Annotated in this window: 22 protein-coding genes; 18 read left to right on the plus strand and 4 right to left on the minus strand. The window is 64.0% G+C overall.

The window, feature by feature from the left end:
• Positions 1–21 precede the first annotated feature (21 nt).
• Positions 22–1,365: an FAD-dependent monooxygenase gene (locus H9627_RS04970; RefSeq protein ID WP_191732920.1), complete on the plus strand. Its 1,344-nt coding sequence runs from the start codon at positions 22–24 to the stop codon at positions 1,363–1,365.
• A gap of 77 nt (positions 1,366–1,442) precedes the next feature.
• On the opposite strand, the gene H9627_RS04975 is transcribed toward H9627_RS04970, so the two are convergent.
• The gene (locus tag H9627_RS04975; RefSeq protein WP_191732921.1) at positions 1,443–2,696 is read right to left on the minus strand and encodes a dicarboxylate/amino acid:cation symporter; all 1,254 of its coding nucleotides are present in this window, start codon (positions 2,694–2,696) and stop codon (positions 1,443–1,445) included.
• Between the two features lie 385 nt (positions 2,697–3,081).
• On the opposite strand from H9627_RS04975, the gene H9627_RS04980 reads away from it, so the two are divergent.
• A complete protein-coding gene (locus H9627_RS04980) occupies positions 3,082–3,621 on the plus strand; it encodes an SdpI family protein (protein ID WP_191732922.1) in 540 nt (179 codons plus the stop codon).
• Between the two features lie 121 nt (positions 3,622–3,742).
• Here H9627_RS04980 and H9627_RS04985 read toward each other — a convergent pair whose 3' ends face one another.
• The gene (locus H9627_RS04985; RefSeq protein ID WP_191732923.1) at positions 3,743–4,135 is read right to left on the minus strand and encodes a hypothetical protein; all 393 of its coding nucleotides are present in this window, start codon (positions 4,133–4,135) and stop codon (positions 3,743–3,745) included.
• A gap of 133 nt (positions 4,136–4,268) precedes the next feature.
• On the opposite strand from H9627_RS04985, the gene trpL reads away from it, so the two are divergent.
• The 10 genes from trpL to H9627_RS05030 all read left to right on the plus strand — a co-directional run bounded on the left by trpL (position 4,269) and on the right by H9627_RS05030 (position 14,493).
• The gene (gene trpL, locus H9627_RS14380; protein ID WP_404826194.1) at positions 4,269–4,322 is read left to right on the plus strand and encodes a trp operon leader peptide; all 54 of its coding nucleotides are present in this window, start codon (positions 4,269–4,271) and stop codon (positions 4,320–4,322) included.
• A gap of 249 nt (positions 4,323–4,571) precedes the next feature.
• A complete protein-coding gene (locus tag H9627_RS04990; protein WP_191732924.1) occupies positions 4,572–6,152 on the plus strand; it encodes an anthranilate synthase component 1 in 1,581 nt (526 codons plus the stop codon).
• Complete coding sequence (locus tag H9627_RS04995) at positions 6,149–6,781, plus strand: anthranilate synthase component II (RefSeq protein WP_191732925.1); 633 nt, start codon at positions 6,149–6,151, stop codon at positions 6,779–6,781. The genes H9627_RS04990 and H9627_RS04995 overlap by 4 nt, the downstream gene beginning before the upstream one ends.
• Before the next feature lie 22 nt (positions 6,782–6,803).
• Complete coding sequence (gene trpD / locus H9627_RS05000) at positions 6,804–7,832, plus strand: anthranilate phosphoribosyltransferase (protein ID WP_191732926.1); 1,029 nt, start codon at positions 6,804–6,806, stop codon at positions 7,830–7,832.
• Positions 7,819–9,243 carry a bifunctional indole-3-glycerol-phosphate synthase TrpC/phosphoribosylanthranilate isomerase TrpF gene (gene trpCF, locus H9627_RS05005; RefSeq protein ID WP_191733199.1) on the plus strand — a complete coding sequence of 475 codons (1,425 nt, stop codon included), beginning with the start codon at positions 7,819–7,821 and terminating at the stop codon, positions 9,241–9,243. Before trpD ends, trpCF begins: the two co-directional genes overlap by 14 nt.
• A gap of 27 nt (positions 9,244–9,270) precedes the next feature.
• A complete protein-coding gene (gene trpB, locus H9627_RS05010; protein ID WP_191732927.1) occupies positions 9,271–10,527 on the plus strand; it encodes a tryptophan synthase subunit beta in 1,257 nt (418 codons plus the stop codon).
• Positions 10,527–11,369 (plus strand): tryptophan synthase subunit alpha, encoded by an 843-nt coding sequence (trpA, locus tag H9627_RS05015; RefSeq protein ID WP_191732928.1) that lies wholly within the window; start codon positions 10,527–10,529, stop codon positions 11,367–11,369. Before trpB (H9627_RS05010) ends, trpA begins: the two co-directional genes overlap by 1 nt.
• A gap of 158 nt (positions 11,370–11,527) precedes the next feature.
• Positions 11,528–12,412 (plus strand): ABC transporter ATP-binding protein, encoded by an 885-nt coding sequence (locus H9627_RS05020; protein ID WP_191732929.1) that lies wholly within the window; start codon positions 11,528–11,530, stop codon positions 12,410–12,412.
• Positions 12,409–14,007, plus strand: coding sequence for an ABC transporter permease (locus tag H9627_RS05025; protein ID WP_191732930.1), 1,599 nt, complete (start codon positions 12,409–12,411; stop codon positions 14,005–14,007). The genes H9627_RS05020 and H9627_RS05025 overlap by 4 nt, the downstream gene beginning before the upstream one ends.
• A gap of 102 nt (positions 14,008–14,109) precedes the next feature.
• Positions 14,110–14,493, plus strand: a complete 384-nt coding sequence (locus H9627_RS05030; protein ID WP_191732931.1) for a Rieske (2Fe-2S) protein — start codon at positions 14,110–14,112, stop codon at positions 14,491–14,493.
• A 72-nt stretch (positions 14,494–14,565) separates the two neighbouring features.
• On the opposite strand, the gene H9627_RS05035 is transcribed toward H9627_RS05030, so the two are convergent.
• The gene (locus H9627_RS05035; RefSeq protein ID WP_191732932.1) at positions 14,566–15,669 is read right to left on the minus strand and encodes an NADH:flavin oxidoreductase/NADH oxidase; all 1,104 of its coding nucleotides are present in this window, start codon (positions 15,667–15,669) and stop codon (positions 14,566–14,568) included.
• A gap of 589 nt (positions 15,670–16,258) precedes the next feature.
• Here H9627_RS05035 and H9627_RS05040 point away from each other — a divergent pair.
• From H9627_RS05040 to H9627_RS05060, 5 genes are all read left to right on the plus strand, one after another.
• Complete coding sequence (locus H9627_RS05040) at positions 16,259–17,239, plus strand: bile acid:sodium symporter family protein (protein ID WP_191732933.1); 981 nt, start codon at positions 16,259–16,261, stop codon at positions 17,237–17,239.
• Positions 17,240–17,457: 218 nt separating this feature from the next.
• Complete coding sequence (gene trpB, locus H9627_RS05045; protein WP_191732934.1) at positions 17,458–18,777, plus strand: tryptophan synthase subunit beta; 1,320 nt, start codon at positions 17,458–17,460, stop codon at positions 18,775–18,777.
• 129 nt (positions 18,778–18,906) lie between these two features.
• A complete protein-coding gene (locus H9627_RS05050; protein ID WP_225213510.1) occupies positions 18,907–19,635 on the plus strand; it encodes a hypothetical protein in 729 nt (242 codons plus the stop codon).
• Positions 19,632–20,543 carry a serine hydrolase gene (locus H9627_RS05055; protein WP_191732936.1) on the plus strand — a complete coding sequence of 304 codons (912 nt, stop codon included), beginning with the start codon at positions 19,632–19,634 and terminating at the stop codon, positions 20,541–20,543. Before H9627_RS05050 ends, H9627_RS05055 begins: the two co-directional genes overlap by 4 nt.
• Positions 20,544–20,653: 110 nt before the next feature.
• The gene (locus tag H9627_RS05060; RefSeq protein ID WP_225213511.1) at positions 20,654–21,346 is read left to right on the plus strand and encodes a hypothetical protein; all 693 of its coding nucleotides are present in this window, start codon (positions 20,654–20,656) and stop codon (positions 21,344–21,346) included.
• 81 nt (positions 21,347–21,427) lie between these two features.
• Here the strand turns inward: H9627_RS05060 and H9627_RS05065 are convergent, their stop codons facing one another.
• Entirely contained in the window at positions 21,428–22,420 is a 993-nt protein-coding gene (locus H9627_RS05065) for an NAD(P)/FAD-dependent oxidoreductase (RefSeq protein WP_191732938.1), read from the minus strand.
• Between the two features lie 165 nt (positions 22,421–22,585).
• On the opposite strand from H9627_RS05065, the gene H9627_RS05070 reads away from it, so the two are divergent.
• Entirely contained in the window at positions 22,586–23,719 is a 1,134-nt protein-coding gene (locus H9627_RS05070) for a glutamate--cysteine ligase 2 (protein WP_191732939.1), read from the plus strand.
• Positions 23,720–23,724: the final 5 nt, after the last annotated feature.

A 23,724-nucleotide genomic window follows, 5' to 3' on the forward strand; every position in this document is an offset into this window, starting at 1 on the left:
TCAAGTAAGGAAGTTTCAATCATGGTTTCCACTCTTAACAAGACAGATGAACTGAAGGGCCAGAGCATTGTCATCTCTGGCGGTGGCATCGGTGGCGCGGCTGGCGCCCTGGCGCTGTCCCTGCGCGGTGCGGACGTCACCCTCTTCGAGCGTGCACCGGAGTTCAAGGAGGTCGGTGCCGGCCTGCAGATCGGCCCGCACGGTTGGCGCATGCTGGAGGGCTGGGGTGTCATCGACCGCATCATCGCGGCCGGTTACCTGCCGCAGGATATGCAGTTTCGTGATGCCATCACCCGTGAGACCATCCTGACCCTGAGCTTCGACGAGGAGTTCGAGAAGCACTACGGTGGCCGCTACCTGGTCATCCACCGCTCTGATCTGCTGTCCATCCTTGTGGATGCTGCTCGTGAGGCCGGTGCCACCCTGCACAACGGTGCCACTGTTGGTGAGTCCCGTCGTACCGAGACCGGCATTGAGGTCGATCTGGAGTGGGAGAGCAAGGAGGGCCCGGCCACCTTCCACGCTGATGCCTTCCTGGCGTTCGACGGCATCCACTCCCGTCACCGCCACCACCTCGTTGAGGATGCGCCTGTCCCGTCCGCCTACGTGGCCTACCGTGGTACCTCCAAGCTGCAGGAGGATGAGGCCATGAAGGATCTCAAGTCCGTCATCGGTTACATCGGACCGCATGTGCACTTCATCCAGTACCCGCTGCGTGGTGGCGAGCTGCTCAACCAGGTGGCTGTCTTCGAGTCCAAGCGTTACCTGGAGGGCCGTGAGGCCGGTGATGTCCCAGAGGACTGGGGTAACCCGGAGGAGCTCAAGCAGGCCTATACCCACTGCTCCGAGTTCATCCAGGATCGTCTGGACACCCTGTGGACCCACAACTGGTGGCAGATGTCCGACCGTGAGCCGCTGCTGAAGCTGAACCACGGCCGCATGATCCTCGTCGGCGATGCCGCACACCCACCACTGCAGTACCTCGCTTCCGGTGCCGTCATGGCCATGGAGGACGCTGAGGCCATCGCGATCTTCGCTTCCGACGCCGCCAACGCCGGCAACCTGGATTGGGAGCAGATCTTCGAGGAGGTCTCCGCGGAGCGCGCACCACGCTGTGCCCGCATCCAGACCACCGGCCGTTTCTGGGGCGAGCTGTGGCACCTCGAGGGCACCGCCCGTCTGATCCGCAATGAGCTGTTCCGTCAGGCTGACCGCACCGGCTGGTTCCAGTACGCAGACTGGCTGTGGGGTTACGACGCCTCCAAGCGTGAGTACCTGAAGGATCCTTCCAAGGGTGAGCTGCCCAAGGAGATTCAGGAGTGGCGTTACGCGCTCCTGGAGAAGAACCGGGAAGTCAATGCCTAAGCACGCTTGACGACGAAAAACGGCCGCCCCACGCAGTAGCGTGGGGCGGCCGTTTCGGGTTTCCAGGGGGGCTGGCGTTAGCCGCGGTGGTCGATGTCGGAGGGGGTGATTCCGAACTCGACGCGGTCCTCCTCGGGGAGGTCCTCCTGGTGGGTCTCGGAGATACGACCCTTGGACAGCTTGTTCACGATGACCGCGATGGCACCGTCACCGGTGACATTGGCGGCGGTGCCGAAGGAATCAATGGCGATGTAGGCTGCGATCATGAGAGCGACCTGTTCGGTGTCGAAACCGAGCATGGAGGACAGCATGCCGGTGGCCGCCATGATGGCACCACCCGGGACACCCGGGGCCGCGATCATGGTGATGCCGAGCATGAGCAGGAAGCCCAGGGCCAGGCCGATGCTCACCTCGATGTTGTAGATATAGACCACGGCAAAGGCGAAGAGACCGATCTTCATCATGGAGCCGGCGAGGTGGATGGTGGCACACAGGGGCACCACAAAGCCGGCGACGTTGACGTCGACCTCATTTTTCAGGGTCTGCTGGTAGGTAACTGGAATGGTCGCGGCAGATGAGGAGGTGCCCAGGGCGGTGAAGTAAGCCGGCAACATGGTTTTGAACAGGGTCCACGGGTTGCGGCCCGCGATGACACCGGCAGCGATGAACTGGATGGCCAGGAACACCAGGGTACCCACCACAGCCAGGATGAGCACCTTGCCGAAGGCCGACATGATCTCCAACAGACCACCGTTCATACCGAGGCCGAGGAAGATACCGAAGATGAACACCGGCAACAGTGGGATCACGAACGCGGTGATCACCTTCATCACCACGCGTTCGAGCTCACGGGTAACCCGGTAGAGATTATCGGATTTGACCACCGTCATGGCCAGGCCCAGGCAGAAAGCCAGCAACAGGGCGGTCATGACCTCAAATGGCGGGGGCATTTCAATGCTGAAGTAGGGGACCAGCGCATCAGCATCCAGGTCAATCTCGCTGATGTTGGCGTGATCGGCGAGCATCCACGGATATAGCGCCTGGGCTGCTCCATAGGCGATCAGGCCGGACAGGATGGTGGAGGCGTAGGCGATACCGGCGACGATGCCCAACCATTTACCTGCACCGCGGCCAAGCCCGGCGATGGCGGGGGCGATGAGGGCAAAGATCAGAACCGGGATGAAGAAGTTCAGGAAGTTGCCGAACAGGCCGTTGAAGGTGGTGAAGATCTGGGCGAGCCACACCGGGAAGAAGAGGCTGCAGACGATTCCGAGGATGATCGCGATGACCACCCGGAACAGCAGCGACGAGCGGATGCTCTTGAAGTCCATGGTTGTTCCTACATGTTTGTGGGGCGTGTGATCCGCCTCCCGGGAAGGAACCGGCCCCTTGAGACTCCGGTAGGGGAGGGGTGGGCCGGGCAATCCGCGTGGGGAAGCGGCGAATTGTTCAGGTTGTTCACGCGCTGGATCGGGCAGTCACCGCATACCCGGGTGAGTTTCCTGCTGGCGCCCGGTGGGAAGTACTGCGGGAGCTACGAAGGGCACTGGGTTTTGTGTGGTGGAGCAACCAGCCAGCTGCGACACCTGTCAGATTACTGCACATCGCAGGTACGACCTATCCGGAGAACTTATCCTGTTGCCGGCTATCAGGCTGTTCCCAGCCTGTCAGATAAGGATTACTGGAAGGCATGAACCAGGGGTTAGAGTGGTTGATATGACGGTGATCGGCATTATCCTTGGCAGCCTCTTCGGCATTCTCGCAGTCCTACTCGTCGTAACCGGTGTTCTCGCCTGGAAGGCGAAGCTCCCCGGCAACCCTGTTCTGGGCATCCGTGTCCCGGAGGTCCGCAAGTCCCAGGAACTGTGGGACATGGCTCACCGCGTGGCCGGCCCCCTGTGGGTGCTGTCCGGTGTCGCCTGGGCGATCGCGTCCCTGATGGCGTTCGCCGCCACCGGATGGATGTGGCTCGTGGTCGGTCTCGCTGTCATCGGAGGTCTGGTCTTCCTCGGCATGGGTGCCGGCATGGGAGCCCACACCGTGGCCATGGTCGACGCCAAGCGCAAGGCCGCTGGCGACAGCTCCGAGGGTGCCTGTTGTTCTGCCGATGGTGGGGGAGAGGGCGGTTGCTGCTCACCTGCTGACAATGGCGCTCCCGCGCCGGTGGAGAACACCACTGCGCTGAATGCGCCCGCGATTGACCTGGATGCTGTGCGTCGTGCCGCACAGGCCCAGAGCCGGGCCAGGCAGGATTGATTTCTGACGCTTCTTACGCCGGCCAGCATCGTAGGGGTGGAACCGGCCTTCTCCAGTTGGAGAAGGCCGGTTTCTTCTTTGTTCGGACAGATTTACTCGCGGAAACCGCTCCAGCCCCACCCTATTTTCCCGCTGCCTGAGCGGCTGCCCGTTCAGCTTCCTGCTTATCGGTTTCCTGCGCCACCCAGAGGATCACCAGGAGGGATACCGGAGACAACCACCACAGCAGACCGAAACCCTCTGTACCCCTGATGATCAACTCCGTGATCCCTCCCATGAGCCAGAATCCCAGGAAGCCCATGGCTATTTCCCGCCAGATGCCCTTGTAGGGTCGGTTCAAGCGCCAGAGGGGGAAGGCTACAGTGATTATCAGGGCAACCGCCACCGCGATCCAGAAACATCCCGGAGCCCCGCTGGTGAGGGTGTGGGCAAAGTCGGTGATGATGGCGACTTCCGTCCAGCCGAGGAACATGAACACTGCGCTGGTGAGAACGACTTTGGCCCGCGGGTTCATGTCCCTACCCCCTTTAATCCATGATCAATGAAAAATATGGCCCTTTAAATGTATCCCTACATCCACGGACGAACAAGGCCTGCCCCCTGTAGTAATGAGACAAATTTCCCACTCCGTGATAAAGTTCTGGGTTGTGAACAACTTCTGTCAATCCCAGGGCACCCAGTGGTGGTGGCGCGCTAGTTAAGCGGGCCCACGGATCACCAAGTTGTTTTCACACTGAAGATTTCAAGGCTCGTGCACTTCGTTCGGCGAAGCAGCGGGCCTTTTGTGGTTCCCAGGACAAACCTGGATAACCCACAACCGGCACGCCCCGGGATCGAACGAAGCTCAAAGCCCCATTAATGAGTTGTTCTTAAACGTTCGTTCCAGTGAAAGGCCCGGTTCCCATGTCAGTAGTGACACCCGTCCTGAGTCTCAGGCAGGTGAGTGCCCCATGAGCACCGCCCCCCACGTTCTATCCCGCACGGTGCGGTACCACGAGGATGCCTCCAGTCTGTTCGCCCACCTCGGTGGCACGGTCGCCGATGATGCCGCACTGTTGGAGAGCGCGGACATCACCACCAAGAACGGCATCTCCTCCCTGGCTGTGCTCAAGGGGTCGGTCCGGGTCACCTGCGAGGGCCAGCGGGTCACGGCGCAGCCCCTGACGGAGTCGGGTCGCATCGTGGCCTCGCGCCTGGCGGAGCAACTGGGTGAGTACCGGATCACCGCCCTGTCGCCGGAACACGGCAACCCGGTCACCTTCGAGTTCCCAGTCTCGGATGCGGTGGATGAGCGCGAGCGTCTCACCTCCATCAGCACGATCGAGGTGCTGCGGAAGCTGCAGTTCGATTCCGGTTATGATCACCCGGCGCTGCCGTTGCTGATGGGTGGTTTCGCCTTCGACTACCTGGAGACCTTCGAGACCCTGCCGGAGGTGGGGGAGGGGATCAACACCTACCCGGATTACCAGTTCCTGGTCGCGGAGATCATCCTGGACATCAACCACCAGGAGCAGACCGCCCAGCTGGTCGGGGTGTCCAGCAACCCGGACGCGCTGGGGGAGGAGCTCGCGCAGCTCGCCGGGCTTATCGACGCCGCACTGCCCGGCACCGATCATGCCTACAAGGTCACCCCACACGCCGGCGACACCCTGCGCGTGGTCGCTGACATCCCGGACGCGGAGTTCCGCCAGCAGGTGACCGACCTGAAGGCGAATATCCACAACGGTGATATCTACCAGGTGGTGCCGGCGCGGTCCTTCTCCGCACCGTGCCCCGATGCCTTCGCCGCGTACCTTCAGCTGCGCGCCACCAACCCGAGCCCGTACATGTTCTACGTGCGCGGTCTGGACAACAACCGTCCCTATGAACTCTTCGGTGCCTCCCCGGAATCCAATCTGAAGTTCACCGCCGCCACCGGGGAGCTGCAGCTGTATCCGATCGCCGGCACCCGCCCGCGTGGGTTGAATGCCGATGGCACCATCAATGATGAGCTGGATATCCGTAATGAACTGGATATGCGCACCAATGCCAAGGAGGTTGCGGAGCACACCATGCTGGTGGACCTTGCCCGCAATGACCTGGCGCGCGTGTCCGTACCCGCCACCCGTCGTGTGGCGGATCTCCTTCAGGTCGACCGCTACTCCCGGGTGATGCACCTGGTGTCCCGAGTCACCGCCACCTTGGATCCGGAGCTGGATGCCCTGGATGCCTACCGTGCATGCATGAACATGGGGACGTTGACGGGTGCCCCGAAGCTGCGCGCCATGGAGTTGCTGCGGGGCGTCGAAAAGCGTCGTCGTGGGTCCTACGGCGGTGCCGTGGGGTACCTGCGCGGCAATGGCGACATGGATAACTGCATTGTCATCCGCTCCGCGTTCGTGCAGGACGGGGTGGCGGCCGTCCAGGCCGGCGCCGGTGTTGTGCGCGATTCCAATCCCCAGTCCGAAGCCGATGAGACACTGCACAAGGCCTACGCCGTGCTCAATGCCATCGCACTCGCCGCCGGTTCCACCCTGGAGGTCGTCCGATGACACACGTGGTCCTCATTGATAATCATGATTCCTTCGTCTACAACCTCGTCGATGCCTTCGCCGTCGCCGGGTACCGCTGCACCGTGTTCCGCAACACCGTCGACATCGAGACGGTGCTCGCCGCCGAACCGGATCTGATCTGCCTGTCACCCGGCCCCGGCTACCCGGCGGATGCGGGCAACATGATGGCGCTGCTCGACCGGGTGCTGGGTGAGATCCCGATCCTGGGCATCTGCCTGGGTTTCCAGGCACTCATCGAGCACCACGGTGGCCGGGTGGAGCCCTGCGGCCCGGTGCACGGCACCACCGACGACATGGTGCTCACCAACGCCGGAGTCACCCACTCCGTGTTCGCCGGACTGGCCACCGATGTGGAACCGGACCGGCCGGAGCTCCCGGGTCGGTGCGTCCCGATCGGGCGTTACCACTCACTCGGATGCGTGGAGGCACCGAAGGGGATGATCTCCCTGGGCACCTGTTCCTCCGAGATCGGGGATGTGATCATGGCCGCCGAGACCACCGATGAGATGGCCATCGGCCTGCAGTTCCACCCGGAGTCGGTGCTCAGTCCCACGGGCCCGATCATCCTGAGCCGGTGCGTGGACAAGCTGCTGTCCGTCAACAACTAGTTAAGTGAAGGATTTTTCCCATATGACCTCTGATGCAACCCTGGCCGTACTGATCAAGTACCTGGACAACCCCAACCCCACCCTCGAGGAGGCGGTGGAGGTGTTCACCCCGATGACCATCGGTGAATACGACGATGTCCACATCGCGGCCCTGCTGGCCACCATCCGCACCCGCGGCGAGACCTTCGCCGATATCGCCGGTGCCGCCAAGGCCTTCCTCAACGCTGGCCGCCCGTTCCCGGTCCCGGGCACGGGTGTCCTGGACACCGCGGGCACCGGTGGCGATGGCGCCAACACCATCAACATCACCACCGGCGCCTCGCTCGTGGCCGCCGCCGGTGGTCTCAAGGTGGTCAAGCACGGCAACCGTTCCGTGTCCTCCAAGTCCGGTTCCGCCGATGTTCTGGAAGCCCTGAACATCCCCCTGGATCTGGATCCGGAACGCGCCCAGCGTTGGTTCGAGGCCTCCAACTTCACCTTCCTGTTTGCCCCGGCCTACAACCCTGCGATCGCCCATGCACAGCCGGTACGCAAGGCGCTGAAGGTGCCCACCATCTTCAACGTCCTGGGCCCACTGCTGTCCCCGGTGCGCCCCGAGTTTCAGATCATGGGTGTGGCCAACCCCCGCCACGGCCAGATGCTCGCCGAGGTCTTCCGCGAACTCGGCCGCACCCGCGCGCTGGTGGTCCACGGCGCCGGCACCGATGAGATAGCGGTCCACGGCACCACCCAGGTGTGGGAGCTGAAGGCGGACGGGGAGATCATCTCCTATGAGGTCACCCCGGCAGACCTCGGCGTGGAACAGTGCAACCTGGCTGATCTGGTCGGTGGTGACGGCGTGGAGAACGCCCGCCACATGCGCGCCATCTTCGACGGCACCGGTCCGGCCGCACACCGCAACGCCGTGGCCGTGAACGCGGGCGCGATGTTCTACCTGAACTCCCAGTCGGAATCCCTGCGCGAGGGCACCGCCCACGCACTGTCCCTGATCAATGACGGCACCGTCGCCGACTGGCTGAAGAAGCACGAGGAGATTGATTACCGTGGCTAATATGCCCACCGTTCTAGAAGGCATCGTCGAGGGTCGTCGTGGACACCTCGAGGAGATCCGCGCCCGCATCGCCCACGTGGATGTGGAGGCGCTGCCCGCATCGACCCGTTCGCTGTATGACTCCCTGAACCAGGGTAGGGGAGGGGCTCGCTTCATCATGGAGTGCAAGTCCGCGTCCCCCTCGCTCGGCATGATCCGCGAGCACTACCAGCCGGGTGACATCGCACGGATCTACTCCCGCTTCGCCAGCGGCATCTCCGTGCTGTGCGAACCGGACCGTTTCGGTGGCGACTACGACCATCTGGCAACCGTCTCCGCGTCCACGCACCTGCCGGTGCTGTGCAAGGATTTCGTGATCGACAAGGTGCAGGTGCACGCCGCGCGCTACTACGGAGCCGACGCGATCCTGTTGATGCTGTCGGTGCTTGACGACGCCGCCTACACCGAACTCGCCACCGAGGCCGAGTGCTTCGGCCTGGACGTGCTCACCGAGGTGATCGACGAGGAGGAGGTAGAGCGTGCCATCACACTGGGTGCGAAGATCTTCGGTGTCAACCACCGCAACCTCCATGACCTCTCCATCGACCTCGACCGCTCTGGCCGTCTGGCCAAGCTCATCCCGACCGACGCGGTGCTCATCTCCGAGTCCGGCGTCCGTGACAATGAGACCGTCCGCAAGCTCGGTGGCCACTCCCATGGCTTCCTCGTGGGCTCCCAGTTGACCGGTCAGCCGGATGTGGAGTTCGCCGCGCGGGAACTGGTTTACGGCACCAACAAGGTGTGCGGGCTGACCTCACCAACCGCCGCCCAGACCGCGCGGGCGGCCGGTGCGACCCACGGCGGACTCATCTTCGAGGAGGCCTCACCGCGCAATGTTTCACGTGAAACATCCGCCCGGATCATCGCTGCGGAACCGGGTCTGCGTTATGTGGCGGTCAGCCGCCGGACATCCGGGTACGACGAACTGATCCAGGACGGCATCGCGGCCGTCCAGATCCACGCGCCGCTGCAGGATTCCGTCGAGGCGGAACTCGCTCTGATGGACACCGTCCGCGCCGAGGTCGGCCCCGAGGTTGAGGTCTGGCGTGCGGTGTCGATGACCTCAGAGCTCGGCCCGGAGATCGCCGTCGCCCTGGCCGACAAGGTCGACCGTCTCGTGCTGGATGCCCACCAGGGTGGCAGCGGCGAGTCCTTCGACTGGTCCACCATCCCGCCCGAGGTCCGTTCCTCCGCACTGCTGGCCGGCGGCATCTCGCCGGACAATGCCGCCGATGCCCTGTCCGTGGGCTGTGGTGGTCTGGATATCAACTCCGGTGTGGAGTACCCGGCCGGGGCAGGGGAGTGGGCGGGCGCCAAGGACGCCGGCGCGATCCTCAAGATCTTCTCCACCATCCGCACCTTCCATTACTAGGCCATTACTAAGGGTTAAATAGAGACCATGACTGACAACAAGAACCTCGGTGGCAGCACACTGTTGCCCGCCTACTTCGGTGAGTTCGGTGGACAGTTCGTCGCCGAGTCACTCCTGCCCGCGCTGGATCAGCTGGAGAAGGCCTTCATCGATGCCACCAACGATCCCGAGTTCCGCCAGGAGCTCGCCGCCTACCTCCGCGACTACCTCGGTCGTCCGACCCCGCTGACCGAATGCTCCAACCTGCCGCTGCCGGGGCAGGGGAGGGGTTATGCCCGCATCTTCCTCAAGCGTGAGGATCTGGTGCACGGCGGTGCCCACAAGACCAACCAGGTGATCGGTCAGGCGCTCCTGGCCAAGCGCATGGGCAAGAAGCGCATCATCGCCGAGACCGGCGCCGGCCAGCACGGCACCGCCACGGCCCTCGCGTGCTCCCTCCTCGGCCTGGAGTGCGTGGTCTACATGGGCGCCAAGGACGTCGCGCGTCAGCAGCCCAACGTCTACCGCATGCAGCTGCACGGCGCGAAGGTGATCCCCGTGGAGTCGGGTTCCGGCACCCTCAAGGATGCCGTGAACGAGGCGCTGCGTGACTGGACCGCCACCTTCCACGAGTCCCACTACCTCCTGGGCACCGCCGCCGGACCGCACCCGTTCCCGACGATCGTGCGTGAGTTCCACAAGGTGATCTCCGAGGAGGCCAAGGCGCAGATGCTCGAGCGTACCGGCAAGATGCCGGATGTGGTCGTCGCCTGCGTCGGTGGCGGTTCCAACGCCATCGGCATGTTCGCGGACTTCATCGACGAGGAGGGCGTGGAGCTGGTCGGCGCCGAGCCCGCCGGTGAGGGCCTGGATTCCGGCAAGCACGGAGCCACCATCACCAACGGACAGATCGGCATCCTGCACGGCACCCGGTCCTTCCTGATGCGCAGTTCCGACGGACAGGTGGAGGAGTCCTATTCCATCTCCGCCGGTCTGGACTATCCCGGAGTGGGCCCGCAGCACGCCCACCTCCACTCAACCGGTCGCGCCACCTACGTCGGCATCACCGATGCCGAGGCGCTCGAGGCGTTCCAGTACCTGGCACGCTATGAGGGCATCATCGCCGCCCTTGAGTCCTCCCACGCTCTGGCCTACGCGCTGAAGCGCGCGAAGGTCGCCGAGGAGGAGGGCAAGCAGATCACCATCCTGGTGTCGCTGTCCGGCCGTGGCGACAAGGACGTCGACCACATCCGTAGAACCCTGGAAGAAAAGCCGGAACTGATCCTCAAGGAGGAGGAGCGCTAGTGAGCCGTTACACCGACATGTTCGCCCGTCTCGACGCGGCGGGGGAGGGGGCCTTCGTCCCCTTCATCATGCTCAATGACCCCAGTCCGGAAGATTCCTTCCAGATCATCTCCACCGCCATCGAGGCCGGTGCGGACGCCCTGGAACTCGGTGTGCCGTTCTCCGATCCGGTTGCCGACGGGCCCACCGTGGCTGAGTCGCACCTGCGGGCACTCGACGGTGGCTCCACCGTGGATTCCTGTCTGGCACTGATCGCCCGGGTACGTGAGGCCTACCCGGAGATCCCCATCGGCATGCTCATCTACGGCAACGTGCCCTTCACCCGCGGACTGGATAAGTTCTACCGCGAGTTCGCGGAGGCCGGTGCGGATTCCATCCTGCTGCCCGACGTCCCCGTCCGTGAGGGCGCACCCTTCATCCAGGCCGCCGAGGGCGCGGGCATCGACCCGATCTTCATCGCCCCGGCGCAGGCCTCGGAGACCACCCTGGAGGGCGTCAGCGCCGCCTCCAAGGGCTACATCTACGCCATCTCCCGTGACGGGGTCACCGGCACCGAGCGTGAATCCTCCACCACCGGCCTGACGGATGTGGTGGACAACATCAAGCGTTTCGATGGCGCACCGATCCTCCTCGGCTTCGGCATCTCCTCCCCGAAGCACGTGGCGGATGCGATCGCGGCGGGAGCCGCGGGAGCCATCACCGGTTCCGCGATCACCAAGATCATCGCCTCCCACTGCGAGGGTGAGCACCCGAACCCCTCCACCATCACGGACCCGGAGGGCCTGCGGAAAGAACTGACCGAGTTCATCTCTGCCATGAAGGCAGCGACGAAGAAGCAGTAACCCACCCGAACTGAACCGGCAATGTTTCACGTGAAACATCGCCGGTTTTTTCTTTCCCACCGCACGCCCGCACTCCCGGCACCCACCCCGGCCGGCGGGGGCGGTGGGCATCGTCACGCATCTCCCGTGAGTGATCGGGAACAGGTTGAATGGAGGGCATGAGCCCTCCCGCAATTCGAGTACAGAACTTGGTCAAGAAATTCGGACGTTTCGCGGCCGTGGATGATCTTTCGCTCACGGTGGAGCGGGGGAGTATCCATGGTTTCCTCGGCCCCAACGGGTCCGGGAAATCCACCACCATCCGCACCCTCATCGGGGTGCTGACGCCAACCTCCGGCACCGTGGAGGTCTTGGGGGAGAACCCCCTCAAACATCCCGCTGTGCTCAAACGCATCGGCTATGTTCCCGGTGATGCCACCCTGTGGCCGAATCTCACCGGCCGGGAGGTCTTCCGCGCACTGGAGGCGCTGCGGGGTCTGCCCGTCGACCGTGACCGGGAGGAGGAGCTGATCGAGGTGTTCAATCTGGATGCCGACAAGAAGGTCCGCGAATACTCCACCGGCAACAGACGCAAGGTGGGCCTGATCGCCGCCTTCGCACCCGAGCCGGAACTGCTCATCCTGGACGAGCCGACCTCCGGCCTGGATCCACTCATGGAGAACGTCTTCGTGAAGGAGGTGCGCAACTTCCGCGACCGGGGTGGATCGGTTCTGCTCAGCAGCCACATCCTCAGCGAGGTGGAAACGCTGTGCGATTACGTGACGGTGATCAAGGATGGCCAGTCGGTGGCCTCCAATGAAGTGAGTTACCTCCGGCATATCTCCGCCCACCGGATCACCGCGACCGTCCCCGCCGTCCCACCGGAGCTGAGCAACCACCCGGACCTCGACTTCGACGGCCAGCATCTCAGCCTCACCACCCAGGCCGCGTCGGTGCCGGCGATCCTCCGGGTGATCATCGACGGTGGGGGACAGGACATCATCAGCACCCCGGCCTCCCTCGAGGAGATCTTCCTGCGCCACTACGGACAGGAGACCTCATGATCACCCACCTGATCCGGCTGAATCTCCGGCTGAACCGCACCATGATCATCTGGTGGAGCCTGGGCCTGTGGGCCTTCCTGGCGCTCACCCCGCCGGCCTATCTGCGCTACTATCCGACCCTCGCCGACCGCGAGGGGCTTGTCGACGGGATGCGCGACAACATGGGCACCCGTGCGATGTACGGCATCTTCCCCAAGCCGGGCACCATCGGCCAGTTCACCACCTGGGAGACAGGCGCGTGGATGATGGTGCTCGCCGCGGCGATGGCCGTCCTGCTCATCACCGCGATGCACCGCGGGGCGGAGGCGAAGGGGGAGGCCGAGCTCATCCAGTCCGCCGGGCTGCCGCGCTCGAAGATCATCCTCGCGGCACTGGTGGCCTCACACCTCGTGGCGCTCATGGTGGGAGTGGTCAGCATCCTCATCCTCATCGCCCTGCACTACCTCAGCACCGATGAGATCTCCCTCGAGGGTGCCGTCACTTACGGCCTGATGACCACCGTGATCATGTCGGCCTTCATCGGCCTGACCAGTATCCTGCAGGCACTGTGGGGCAATTCGATCAACCTCGCGCGTCTGGGGCTGCTCGCCGTGGCGGTGTCCTTCCTCGTGCGGATGTTCGCCGATGCCTATGATGCGGTCTCCGCGACCGTGTTCAACTGGATCTCCCCGCTGGGGTGGCGCGCACAGATCATGCCGTTCACCGATGATGACTGGTCGGCCCTGTCGATCGCGGCGGGCATCGCGGTGGCATTGACACTCATCGCCCTGGCGTTGGACACCCGCCGCAGTTTCAACTCTTCGCTCATCCCGCAGCGCGCGTCCCGAGAGCGGGCACCACGGCGCATCCGGGGCCTGCTCTCACTCAACCTGCTGACCCACCGGGGTGCGGTGGTCGCGTGGTCGGTCACCACCGGTGTGATCATCCTCAGCATGCTGCCGCTGGTGGATTCACTGATCCCACTGATCGAGCAGAACGATTCCACCCTCAATGTGCTCCAGCAGCTGATGCCCGCGGAGGATCTGCAGAGTGAGTTCATCGTCTACATCTTCCAGATGGTGGCGGTGATGGTCTCCGTGGCGGTCGTGCAGCCACTGGTGACCTATGTGGGGCAGGAGCGCATCAGGCTTGTCGACGCCATGCGTGCGGTCGGCACGCCCCGGTGGGCGCCCCTGTGGGGAGCCGTGGCAACGGCGTTACTGACCGGTGTGGCCTGCACGGTGCTGGGTATCCTCGGTGGGTTCATCGCCCTGCGTCTCCAGGATGGGGAAGTGGTGGACGGGCACGCTCTGGTTCTCGCCTCGGGTGGGTCCATGTTCCTGCAGACCATCATCTTCACCGGCATCGCGACCGCCCTGGCCGGCTGGTTCCCGCGGGCCATCCACCTGGCCTGGCTGCCGGTGGTGACCGCCGGCGTGGTGTCCATCCTGGGCCCTCTGTTCGAACTCACCCCGGAGCAGATCGACCTGTCACCGCTGTCCCACACGGCGACCCCGTCGGGGGACAATCTGGGCACACTCGTCATCTTCACCGGCCTGGGTGTGCTGGGCATCATCCTCGGCCTGATCGGTGCGCAGCGGCGGGAGATCCGCTGACCCTGCCTTCCCGGACCCCCGGCGTGTTGCTGCACTGTGGTGTTGCAGACATCCGGGGGTCTTCTATTGGTTCTTCATGCAGTCACGGGAGATACTGGGAACATGAGCACATCCTTCCCCGCATGCAGTCGTCGCACCTTCCTCCTGGGCACCGCCACCACCTTCGCCGGGGCTTTCCTGGCCGCGTGTGGCAGCAACCCGCCCAAGGAGATTGAGGCCACCGAGGTCCCCGTCGGCAGCGCAGTGATTCTCGGTTCGGTCATCATCGCGCAGCCCGCCGAAGGTGAGTTCGTGGCCTATTCCTCCGCATGTCCCCACCAGGGGCAGTTCATCACCAAGGTGGAGGGCGATGTGGTGACATGCACCAAGCACAACTCCAAGTTCTCCATCGTGGATGGCTCCCTCATCTCCGGGCCGGCCACCTCAGGTCTGCGGGAGGCGAACCTCACGCAGGAGGGGGATACCCTGAGCGCCTCGGTGGTCTGATTCGCTACGACGGGAAAGAGGGCGATGTTTCACGTGAAACATCGCCCTCTTTCTCTTTTGGTTCTGGGGGTTCTAGACCGTCACCTTCTCCGGCCACACCCCACGCCAGTAGGACGCGGGGTAGGGGATCTCCTCGGTGGACAGACCCAGTTCATGGGCCGCGCGCAGAGGCCAGGAGGGGTCGCGGAGTACGGCACGGCCGAGGCTGATGATGTCGGCGAGCCCGTCGTCGAGAAGCTCCTGCGCCTGGGCGGGCTCGGTGATGAGACCGACCGCGGACGTCGGGATGCCGACCTCCCGCTTGACCCGGGCGGCGAAGTCGACCTGGTAGCCCGGGCCCACCGGGATGCGGGCGGGTGCGGCACCGCCGGTGGAGATGTCCACGGCATCCACGCCCAGACCCTTGAGGATCTCCACGAAACGAACCGTCTGATCCGCGTCCCAGGACGGCTCATCGTCGATCCAGTCGGTGGCGGACAGGCGCACCACGAGGGGCATCTCCTCCGGGATGGTCGCACGCACGGCCGTGACCACCTCGCGGATGAGGCGGGTGCGATTGTCGAAGGAGCCACCATAATCGTCGGTGCGCTTGTTGGCCAGGGGAGTGAGGAACTGGTGGAGGAGGTAACCGTGGGCGCCGTGGATCTCGATGGAATCGAACCCGGCGTCCACGGCGCGACGGGATGCAGCGGCGAAGTCCTCGACCACCTTCTGGATATCCGCCAGGGTCATTTCCTCAGGAACGTCCAGTCCCTTCTGCGCCACGGCGCTGGGGCCGAGGATCCGCCAACCACCCCCCGTCGCCGGGACGGTTCCGCTGGGGTTGCCGGGCAGCCACGGATAGGTGCTCGCCTTGCGGCCGGCGTGGTTGAGTTGCACACCCATCGGCGTTCCCTGGGTGTGGGCGAAGTCGGTAATGCGCTTCCAGGCCTGCACCTGCTCGTCATTCCACAGTCCGGTGCAGGCGGGGGAGATCCGCCCCTCCGGGCTCACTCCGGTGGCCTCCGCGATGATGAGGCCGAAGCCACCTGCTGCACGGGCACCGTAGTGAACCAGGTGCCAGTCATTGGGCACACCGTCCTCGGTGGTCACCTGGTACTGACACATGGGCGCCATCCACACCCGGTTGCGGACGGTGAGGCCACGGAGCTGGAGAGGGGAGAAGAGTGAAGTCATGGTGTCGACGATAGTCCACCCGATCTTCCGGCGGGAACCCCAGATCACAGGAAACCGATGGAAACGGGCGGAAATAGTTCCGCCGCTGCAGTTTCGCAACCACCCCGGAGTGTGGTGGCGCAACATCACTGTGACGTAAATAAAAAGCACAGGAGTGGGTTATCAAATAATGAGAAATTGAATTAACGGCAGGAGAAAAAGTGGGTCGGCCCCATTATGGGAGTCCCCGCATCGTGGAATACCAGCAATGGGAGCTGCCCGAATAGTATTCTCGCAGGTCACACATTAGTGGGGGAATCCAATAATTGGTTTCCTCACCGAAAGGACCCACTCCACATCATGCGCGGCGCTCTCACCAGTTCCACGACCACTCTGGGACTCACCCTACGCGATCAACCGCATCAGTCACCAGCCCTCACAAACTGCTGGAGGCATGCTCGGACACATGCCCCGATGCACTGCAGTGAACACTACCTGACGCACCCGATTCGCCCAGGGGCGGGGGAGCCTGACAGTCCATTTCTGCATCCTCCTGATCTGCTCCATGCGCACCCAACCCGCCTGCAACCGGAGCCGTACACTAACACACATGCTTGCACGCCTGAAACGGTTGGATCCGTTAATCGTCCTGATCATCCTGGCGGTCATCATTGCCATCATCGTGCCGGCGAGGGGAACATTCGCCGAATGGTTCGATGTGGCGGTGAAGATCGCCATCGCCCTGTTGTTCTTCCTCTATGGAGCGCGACTGTCCACGCAGGAGGCCCTCAATGGTCTGAAGCACTGGCGACTCCACCTGACCATCCTCGCCATCACCTTTGTCATCTTCCCCGTGATCGGTGTGGGCTTGGAGCCGCTGCTGTTCTTCATCTCCGAGGATCTCTATATGGGTATCCTCTTCCTCACGCTGGTGCCGTCCACCGTGCAGTCATCGGTGGCGTTCACCTCGATCGCGAAGGGCAATATCGCCGGCTCCATTGTGGCAGCATCACTGTCGAACCTGGCGGGTGTGTTCTTCACCCCGCTGCTGGTGATGCTGCTCATGACCTCCGGTGGGAGAGCGGGAGTGGATCTGCAGGTGTTCGTGGACATCTCCATCCAGCTGCTGCTGCCGTTCATTCTGGGCCAGGTGGCCAGGCGCTGGGTCAAGGGGTTCGCCGCGAACAAGGCCACCAAGATCGTCGACCGCGGGTCGATTGCCATGGTGGTCTACTCGGCGTTCTCCGCGGGCATGGTCGCGGGTGTCTGGTCCACCATCAGCGTCTGGGAGATCGCCTTCCTCATCGTGTTCTCCATTGTGCTGGTGGTGGCGATGCTGTGGCTGTCCATGTTCATCGCCACCCGCTTCGGCTTCAACCGCGGGGATTCCATCGCCATCCAGTTCTGCGGCACCAAGAAGTCACTGGCCACCGGCCTGCCGATGGCCGCGGTCATCTTCGGCGGGGCGAATGTGGGTCTGCTCATCCTGCCGCTGATGATCTTCCACCAGATCCAGCTCATGATCTGTGCCTGGCTGGCCGCGCGTTACGGCCGCGATGCGGAGGAGCAGAAGGCCCGCGCCTCCGCCTAGCCCCACCAAGGACGACCAACATTTCCACACGGCAACACCCACGACCCACGTGGGGGTTGCCGTTTCTGCGTTCTCGAGCTCCATGCTTGTCGACGCTTTCCACCCCCCGTTTTTCCTCCCCACCCACCACCTGGTGTTACGGTTTTTGCTGAAGGTGTACCCCACCAGTTGCCCCCATGATTGTTTCCCGTGACTGTTTCCCAGAAAGCCTGCACACCATGACGACTCCAGCAACGCCTACCCGCCAGACCCTCCTTGACGCCTACTTCGGCGAATACGGTGGCCAGTTCGTCCCGGAGATTCTCCTCCCGGCACTCGATGAGTTGGAGCGTGCCTATGTGGAGGCCCTGGAGGATCCCACGTTTAAGCAGGAACTGAATGATCTCTACACCAATTACCTCGGTCGCCCGACCCCGATCACCGAGTGCGCCAACCTGCCGCTCGAGGGGCAGGGGAGGGGTACCGCGCGGATCTTCCTCAAGCGTGAGGATCTGGTGCACGGTGGTGCGCACAAGGGTAACCAGACCATCGGTCAGGCACTGCTGGCCAAGCGCCTGGGCAAGACCCGTCTCATCGCCGAGACCGGCGCCGGTCAGCATGGCACCGCTATCGCGATGGTGGCGGCCCTGTTCGGGATGAAGTGCACCGTCTACATGGGTGCCAAGGATGTCGCCCGTCAGCAGCCGAATGTCTACCGCATGCGCCTGATGGGTGCGGAGGTGGTCGCTGTGGATGAGCAATCCGGCAATGGCCTGAGCTCCGCGATCGATGTGGCCATCAACGACTGGGTGAACAACCTGGAGGACACCCATTACCTATTGGGCACCGCCGCCGGCCCACACCCATTCCCCACCCTGGTCAAGCGGTTCCACTCGGTGATCTCCCGGGAGTCCCGCGAGCAGATGCTGGAGCGCACCGGCGCGCTGCCTGATGCTGTGGTCGCCTGTGTAGGTGGTGGCTCCAACGCGATCGGTGCGTTCGCCCAGTATCTGGAGGACCAGCCCGGCAACGACACGGTCCGCCTCATCGGTGTGGAACCCGCTGGTTATGGCCTGGACACTGACCTCAACGGCGCACCCATCCACGAGGGCCGGACCACGCACCTGCACGGGTCAAACTCCTACGCCCTGCTGGATGAGGACGGTAACCTCCGCAATTCCCATTCGGTCTCCGCCGGCCTGGATTACCCCGGCGTGGGCCCGGAGCACGCCTACCTCAAGGACACCGGTCGCGCGGAGTATGTCGGCGCCACCGACGCCGAGGCCCTGCAGGCTTTCCGCATGCTCTCCCGTTATGAGGGCATCATCCCCGCCCTGGAATCCAGCCACGCGCTGGCCCACGCCCTCAAGATGGCTGCCGAGGCCACCGAACCGATCAACATCCTGGTCAATCTCTCCGGTCGTGGTGACAAGGATGTCGATTATGTGCGCCAGCTCCTCGGCGATCACGCCGCGCTGGATCCGGCCACCGATGTCCTCACCGAGGTTGATGTCCTGGGCGTGTTGGAGGAGTTGACCCCGCAGGGTGTCACCGCCTAGGGAGCTTATCGACGCCCATCCCACCCTGCTGGGGAAGCGATCCCGATATAGTGGACAGAGTGGAGTTCGCCTGATATCAGATGCGATAATCCTTTGACACGGCTGGCTACGAGATTAAAGGATAGGGCGATGACGCAACAAAACCCGTGGGCACCTGACCCCAACCAACCCTCCGGCGCTGCGGAGGGTTCCTCCGGTGCGCCGAATCCGTGGTCTGCTGGTTCCGCGCCTCAGAATCCGTGGGAGAGCAACCCGGAAACGACATCATTCCCGCCGGTTGCCGGGCAGAATGTGCAGGGCGCTGCTCACGCTTCGTACCAGGGACCGGGTTCCTACCAGGGGCAGACCACACACAACAACGGGTGGATACTGCCCGTGATCATCGTTGTCCTTCTGGCTGCCCTCATCGCCGCTGGCGCGGTCATTGCCCGTCAGGCCGGGATGTTGTCCTTCGGGGCCGCAGATACCGAGGAGCCCGTCATCGTCACCGAGATTGTCATTGCCCCGGAGCAGGAGAAAGCGGATTCACCGCCAGCAGCGCCGGTGGAACAGGAGGTGGCCCGACCATCCCGTGCCTCCCTGCCAGCCTCTGCTTTCGCCGCCAATGCATCAGCCCGTGCCGGTAATCCGGACGGCAATTTCGATAATGTGTATACCGGCAGCAGTGTGACCAGTCAGGAATTCGCCCAGCAGGTCCGGGTCGCTTTCGTCGATTTCCATGTGGCTACCGGCCAGACCACCGGGACCATCACGGCCTACAGCCCGGTGACGGGGATGTCCTATTCCATGAACTGCACTGACAATGGTGACTATGTCACCTGCACCGGTGGCAACAACGCGGTTGTCTACATCTCATGATGGCAGGTTCCCGGCTCCGGTTCTGGGGGGCTGCACTGGCCGCGTCGGTGGTGCTGAGCGGGTGCACCATCGACACCATCGACACCACCGAGAGCTCGGGGCCACCGACCTCCACGGTGACGCTCACCAGCACCCCCACCTCGCCGCCCGCCGCCGAGGCACCCGTGCTGCCGACGGAAGAACCCCAGCAGGGGGAGTCCTTCGCACAGGCACTCCAGGCTGCGGTTGATCAGACGATCGCGGTATACGGCGGGACGGCAGGCATCGCCGTCTCCGATGGATCCACGGAGGTGACAGCCGGCGACATGAGTGCCGCCGCTGCATGGTCCACGATCAAGGTTCCCCTCGCCATCGCAGCAGTGCGGCAGGATCCGGCACAGACCACGAATGTCACCGCAGCGATCCAGTGGTCCGATAACAACGCCGCCGAAGCACTGTGGGCATCACTGGGCACCCCGGAACAGGCGGGCCAGGCGACAACCGACATCCTGCGGGAGGGCAGGAACGATGTCACCGTCAACACGGTGGTCACACGGGACGGTTTCAGTTCCTTCGGTCAGACCATGTGGAGCCCTGCTGATCAGGCCCGTTTTGCCGCCACCCTCGGGTGCATCAGGGGGAGCGAACCGGTGCTGCAGAACATGGCGATGGTGGAACCCGGTCAGTCGTGGGGGATAGGGCAGCTCCCCGGTGCGCGGTTCAAGGGTGGGTGGGGGCCGCAACCCGACGGGGCCTATAGCGTCCGTCAGTTCGGGCTGAGCACCGACCCCACTAGTGGTCAGACCACAGCGTTGGCCATGATCGTCAGGCCCGGATCGGGTTCCTTCGCCGATGCTCAGGCCATGGCCGACACGTTAATATCCACTGTGCAGCCAGCGCTGACACAAGCCCCCTCCGCCGCCTGTTAGATTCCCGGCATCACTTCATCCACAGTCCGTATGAGAAATCGAGAAGCATCATGACGAACCCCTGGGATAGTTCACCCAACCAACCAGGCCATGAACATCACACCCCGGGGATGCGGAACCCCTGGGACAATCCCCAGGATGCCACGACACCCTCGGGGAAGAACCAACCCAGCGGGCTCCTCATCGGATTGATCGCCCTTCTAGCGCTCGCGATCATCGCCGTTCTTGCATGGTTGTTCATCAGCGGGCGCCCGGGGGATTCCACAGTTGCGGAGACCGTCAGCCCGGACACGGTCACGGTCGTTGTGACATCGCAGCTGGAGGCACCCAGCACCACCGGGCGCAGTACTGTCACGGTAACCCCGACGCGTAGTTCCATCCAGACGACGACTCCCACCACGCCGCAGTCCTCAGCCCGCTCCGTCGAGAGGAGTGCCACCCCGGAACCTCCGGCTGCGGTGATCCCCCCCGCCGCGCAACAGGCGGGCCTGACCGCAACGGGATGGATCGACAATTCCGCCACACGGTGTCGCGGGAATGAGAACCTCATCTACGCTGGCCGGGACAGCGACGCGTGGATCACCGTGTGCGAGGCCGGTGGGCAAATGACCTACCGTTCCGACATCTTCGGAGGCACCCTCACCGCAGCGGTGGACCCGGCGCGCTCCAATCCGGCGACGGGCAAATTCTATGTCAACGCCTCCCCGTCGATCATCGAGGTTGTCGGTGGTGGGGTGGAGGTTACCCAGGGCGGGTCAGTCATCGCCCAGAAGAGTTTCCCCTCCGCGTGGGTGCTGTACTAGAAATTTTCGCAATGTTTCACGTGAAACATTGCCACCAGCCTCCCGCACGGAACCTGGAAAGGTGCGGGAGGGGGAGCGTCGTCAAGCAGGCTCGTGGGCTTTGAACAGACCCGTCGGCGGGGCAGGATCGGGCGCCATCGCGGCGGTGGCATGCCCGCGCAGGGAGGTGGCGCAGGCCAGCCCCGCCGCGGTACCCGTCCCGAGCGCGATCGGGATGAGCTGCCACCCGGCGATGATATCGCCCGCAGCATAAACCCCCTCCACGCTGGTCAGCTGATACCCATTGATCACCGGTTGGCCCTCATGGTCGAGGTCGCACCCCAGCTGCCGGGCGAGATCATTAGCGGGGTGGTGGGCATATGAAAAGAACACCGTGCTGCCCTCAATCAGTTCACCATCGACCAGGCGCACCCCCTCCAGCGCGCCCGGTTCGCCAACAAACGCCTCGGCGGGGCCGTCCACCACCTCAATTCCGTGGGCACCCAGCATCGACCGCTGCCCCTCGGCGAAAGCCTCCGCATTCTCGGCGATGATGCGGACCGTGTCCGCCCACTCGAGCACCTCCGCGGCATAGGCGGGCACGTGCGCCCCGGAACCCAGCACGATCACCGTCTGCCCCCGAGCCGTGAGTCCATCGCAGGCCAGACAGTGGAAGACATCCCGGCCGTAATGGTCATGGAAACCGGCGACCTCCGGGAAACGGTCACGCACCCCGGTGGTCAGGACGATCCGTTGGGCGCTAATCTCGGCCATCCCATCAGTCTCCGCCCCCTCGATCACCGCATGGAATAATCCGTCCCCATCGCGACTGAGGCCGGTAACCGTGCCCTGACGCAGCAGCACCTGAGGGTACTGCTCCAATCCGGTGCGGGCATCGGCGAGGAGTTCCCGGGCGGTGGTGGGGTCGCGCCCCAGCAGGCCGTGGGCGTACTGGGCGGGCAGGTTGCGCTGGTGCCCCGTGTCCACCACCAGGGTGGAGCGTTGGTAGCGGCCCAGCCAGGTGGCGGCGGATAACCCGGCGGGCCCACCCCCGACCACGAGGACATCGACATCGGCGGGAAGGTCAATGCTCATGGGGGAAACCTCCAGACGGTGGTGGGATGTAGCTCCAAGTGAAGGCCCCACTGTACGGCACAACCGGGCACGGACATGCTGCACGCATCACCCCCTGGGCCGAAGAAGGGAGGAAAGAAACTGAAACCATTGCCGGGGCTGGCCCCCAAGAGGCAAGATGGATCTATGCGCACTTTCGGAGTTGAGGAAGAACTGCTGCTGGTAGATGCAGCGACCTTTTCTCCGCTGCCCGCCGGAGACAGGGCCGTCCAGTTGCACGCCGAAGCCCAGGAAGCGATGGGCCAGCGGGCTGATCCCGGTGAGCCCGGTGATCCCAGCGGCCATGAGATCACCACGGAGTTCCAGCAGGAACAGTTCGAGGTCGCCTACCCACCACAGACCACGCTCGCCGCCCAGCTGGAGACGATCCGGGCGGGCCGGGCACTGGCGGACACGGTGGCCTCCCGGGTGGGGGGTCGCGTGGTTGCCCTGCCCACCTCGCCGGGGCCGATCTCCCCACATCTGGTGCCCAATCCCCGTTATCAGCGGATCAGTGAGCGTTTCGGCTTCACCGTGAAGGAGCAGCTCACCTGCGGTTTTCACATCCATGTTCAGGCGGAGTCACCCGAGGAGGCGGTGGCGGTGCTGGACCGCATCCGGGTGTGGTTGCCGGTGGTGCTGGCTCTGAGTGCGAATTCCCCGTTCTGGCAGGGGTTCGATACCGATTTCGCGTCCTACCGCTACCAGGCGTGGAACCGGTGGCCCACGGCCGGGCCGACCGATGTGTTCGGTTCGGCGGACGCCTATGAACAGCACCGGGCTGCGCTCCTGAGCACCGGGGTCCCGCTGGATCCCGGCATGCTCTACTTCGATGCGCGGGTGTGCGAGCATCATCCCACCGTCGAGATCCGCGTGGCGGATGTGTGCCTGGAGGCGGAGCACGCCGCGACGATCGCCACGCTGGTGCGCGCCCTGGTGGAGACGGTGGCGCGGGAGTGGGCGGCGGGCATACCCGCACCTGAGGTGCCCGCCTCGGTGCTGCAGCTCTGGTCGTGGCGGGCCAGCCGGTACGGAACGGAGGAGGAGCTGATCGATCAGGCCACCGGTCAACCCGCCCCGGCCGCAGAGGTGCTCGCCGGTTTCCTCGACCATCTCCGCCCGGTGCTCACCGAGTACGGGGAGCTGGACACCGTCGAGGCGACGGTGGCGGACATCCTGGCTGATGGGACCGGTGCCCGCCGTCAGCGCGCGGCGTACGCGGTGCACGGGGAGCTTGTCGACGTCATCACCACCGCCCTCGACATCACCCACCGGACATAACCGCA

The sequence above is a fragment of the Corynebacterium gallinarum genome, from assembly GCF_014837045.1.
Classification (GTDB): Bacteria; Actinomycetota; Actinomycetes; order Mycobacteriales; family Mycobacteriaceae; genus Corynebacterium; species Corynebacterium gallinarum.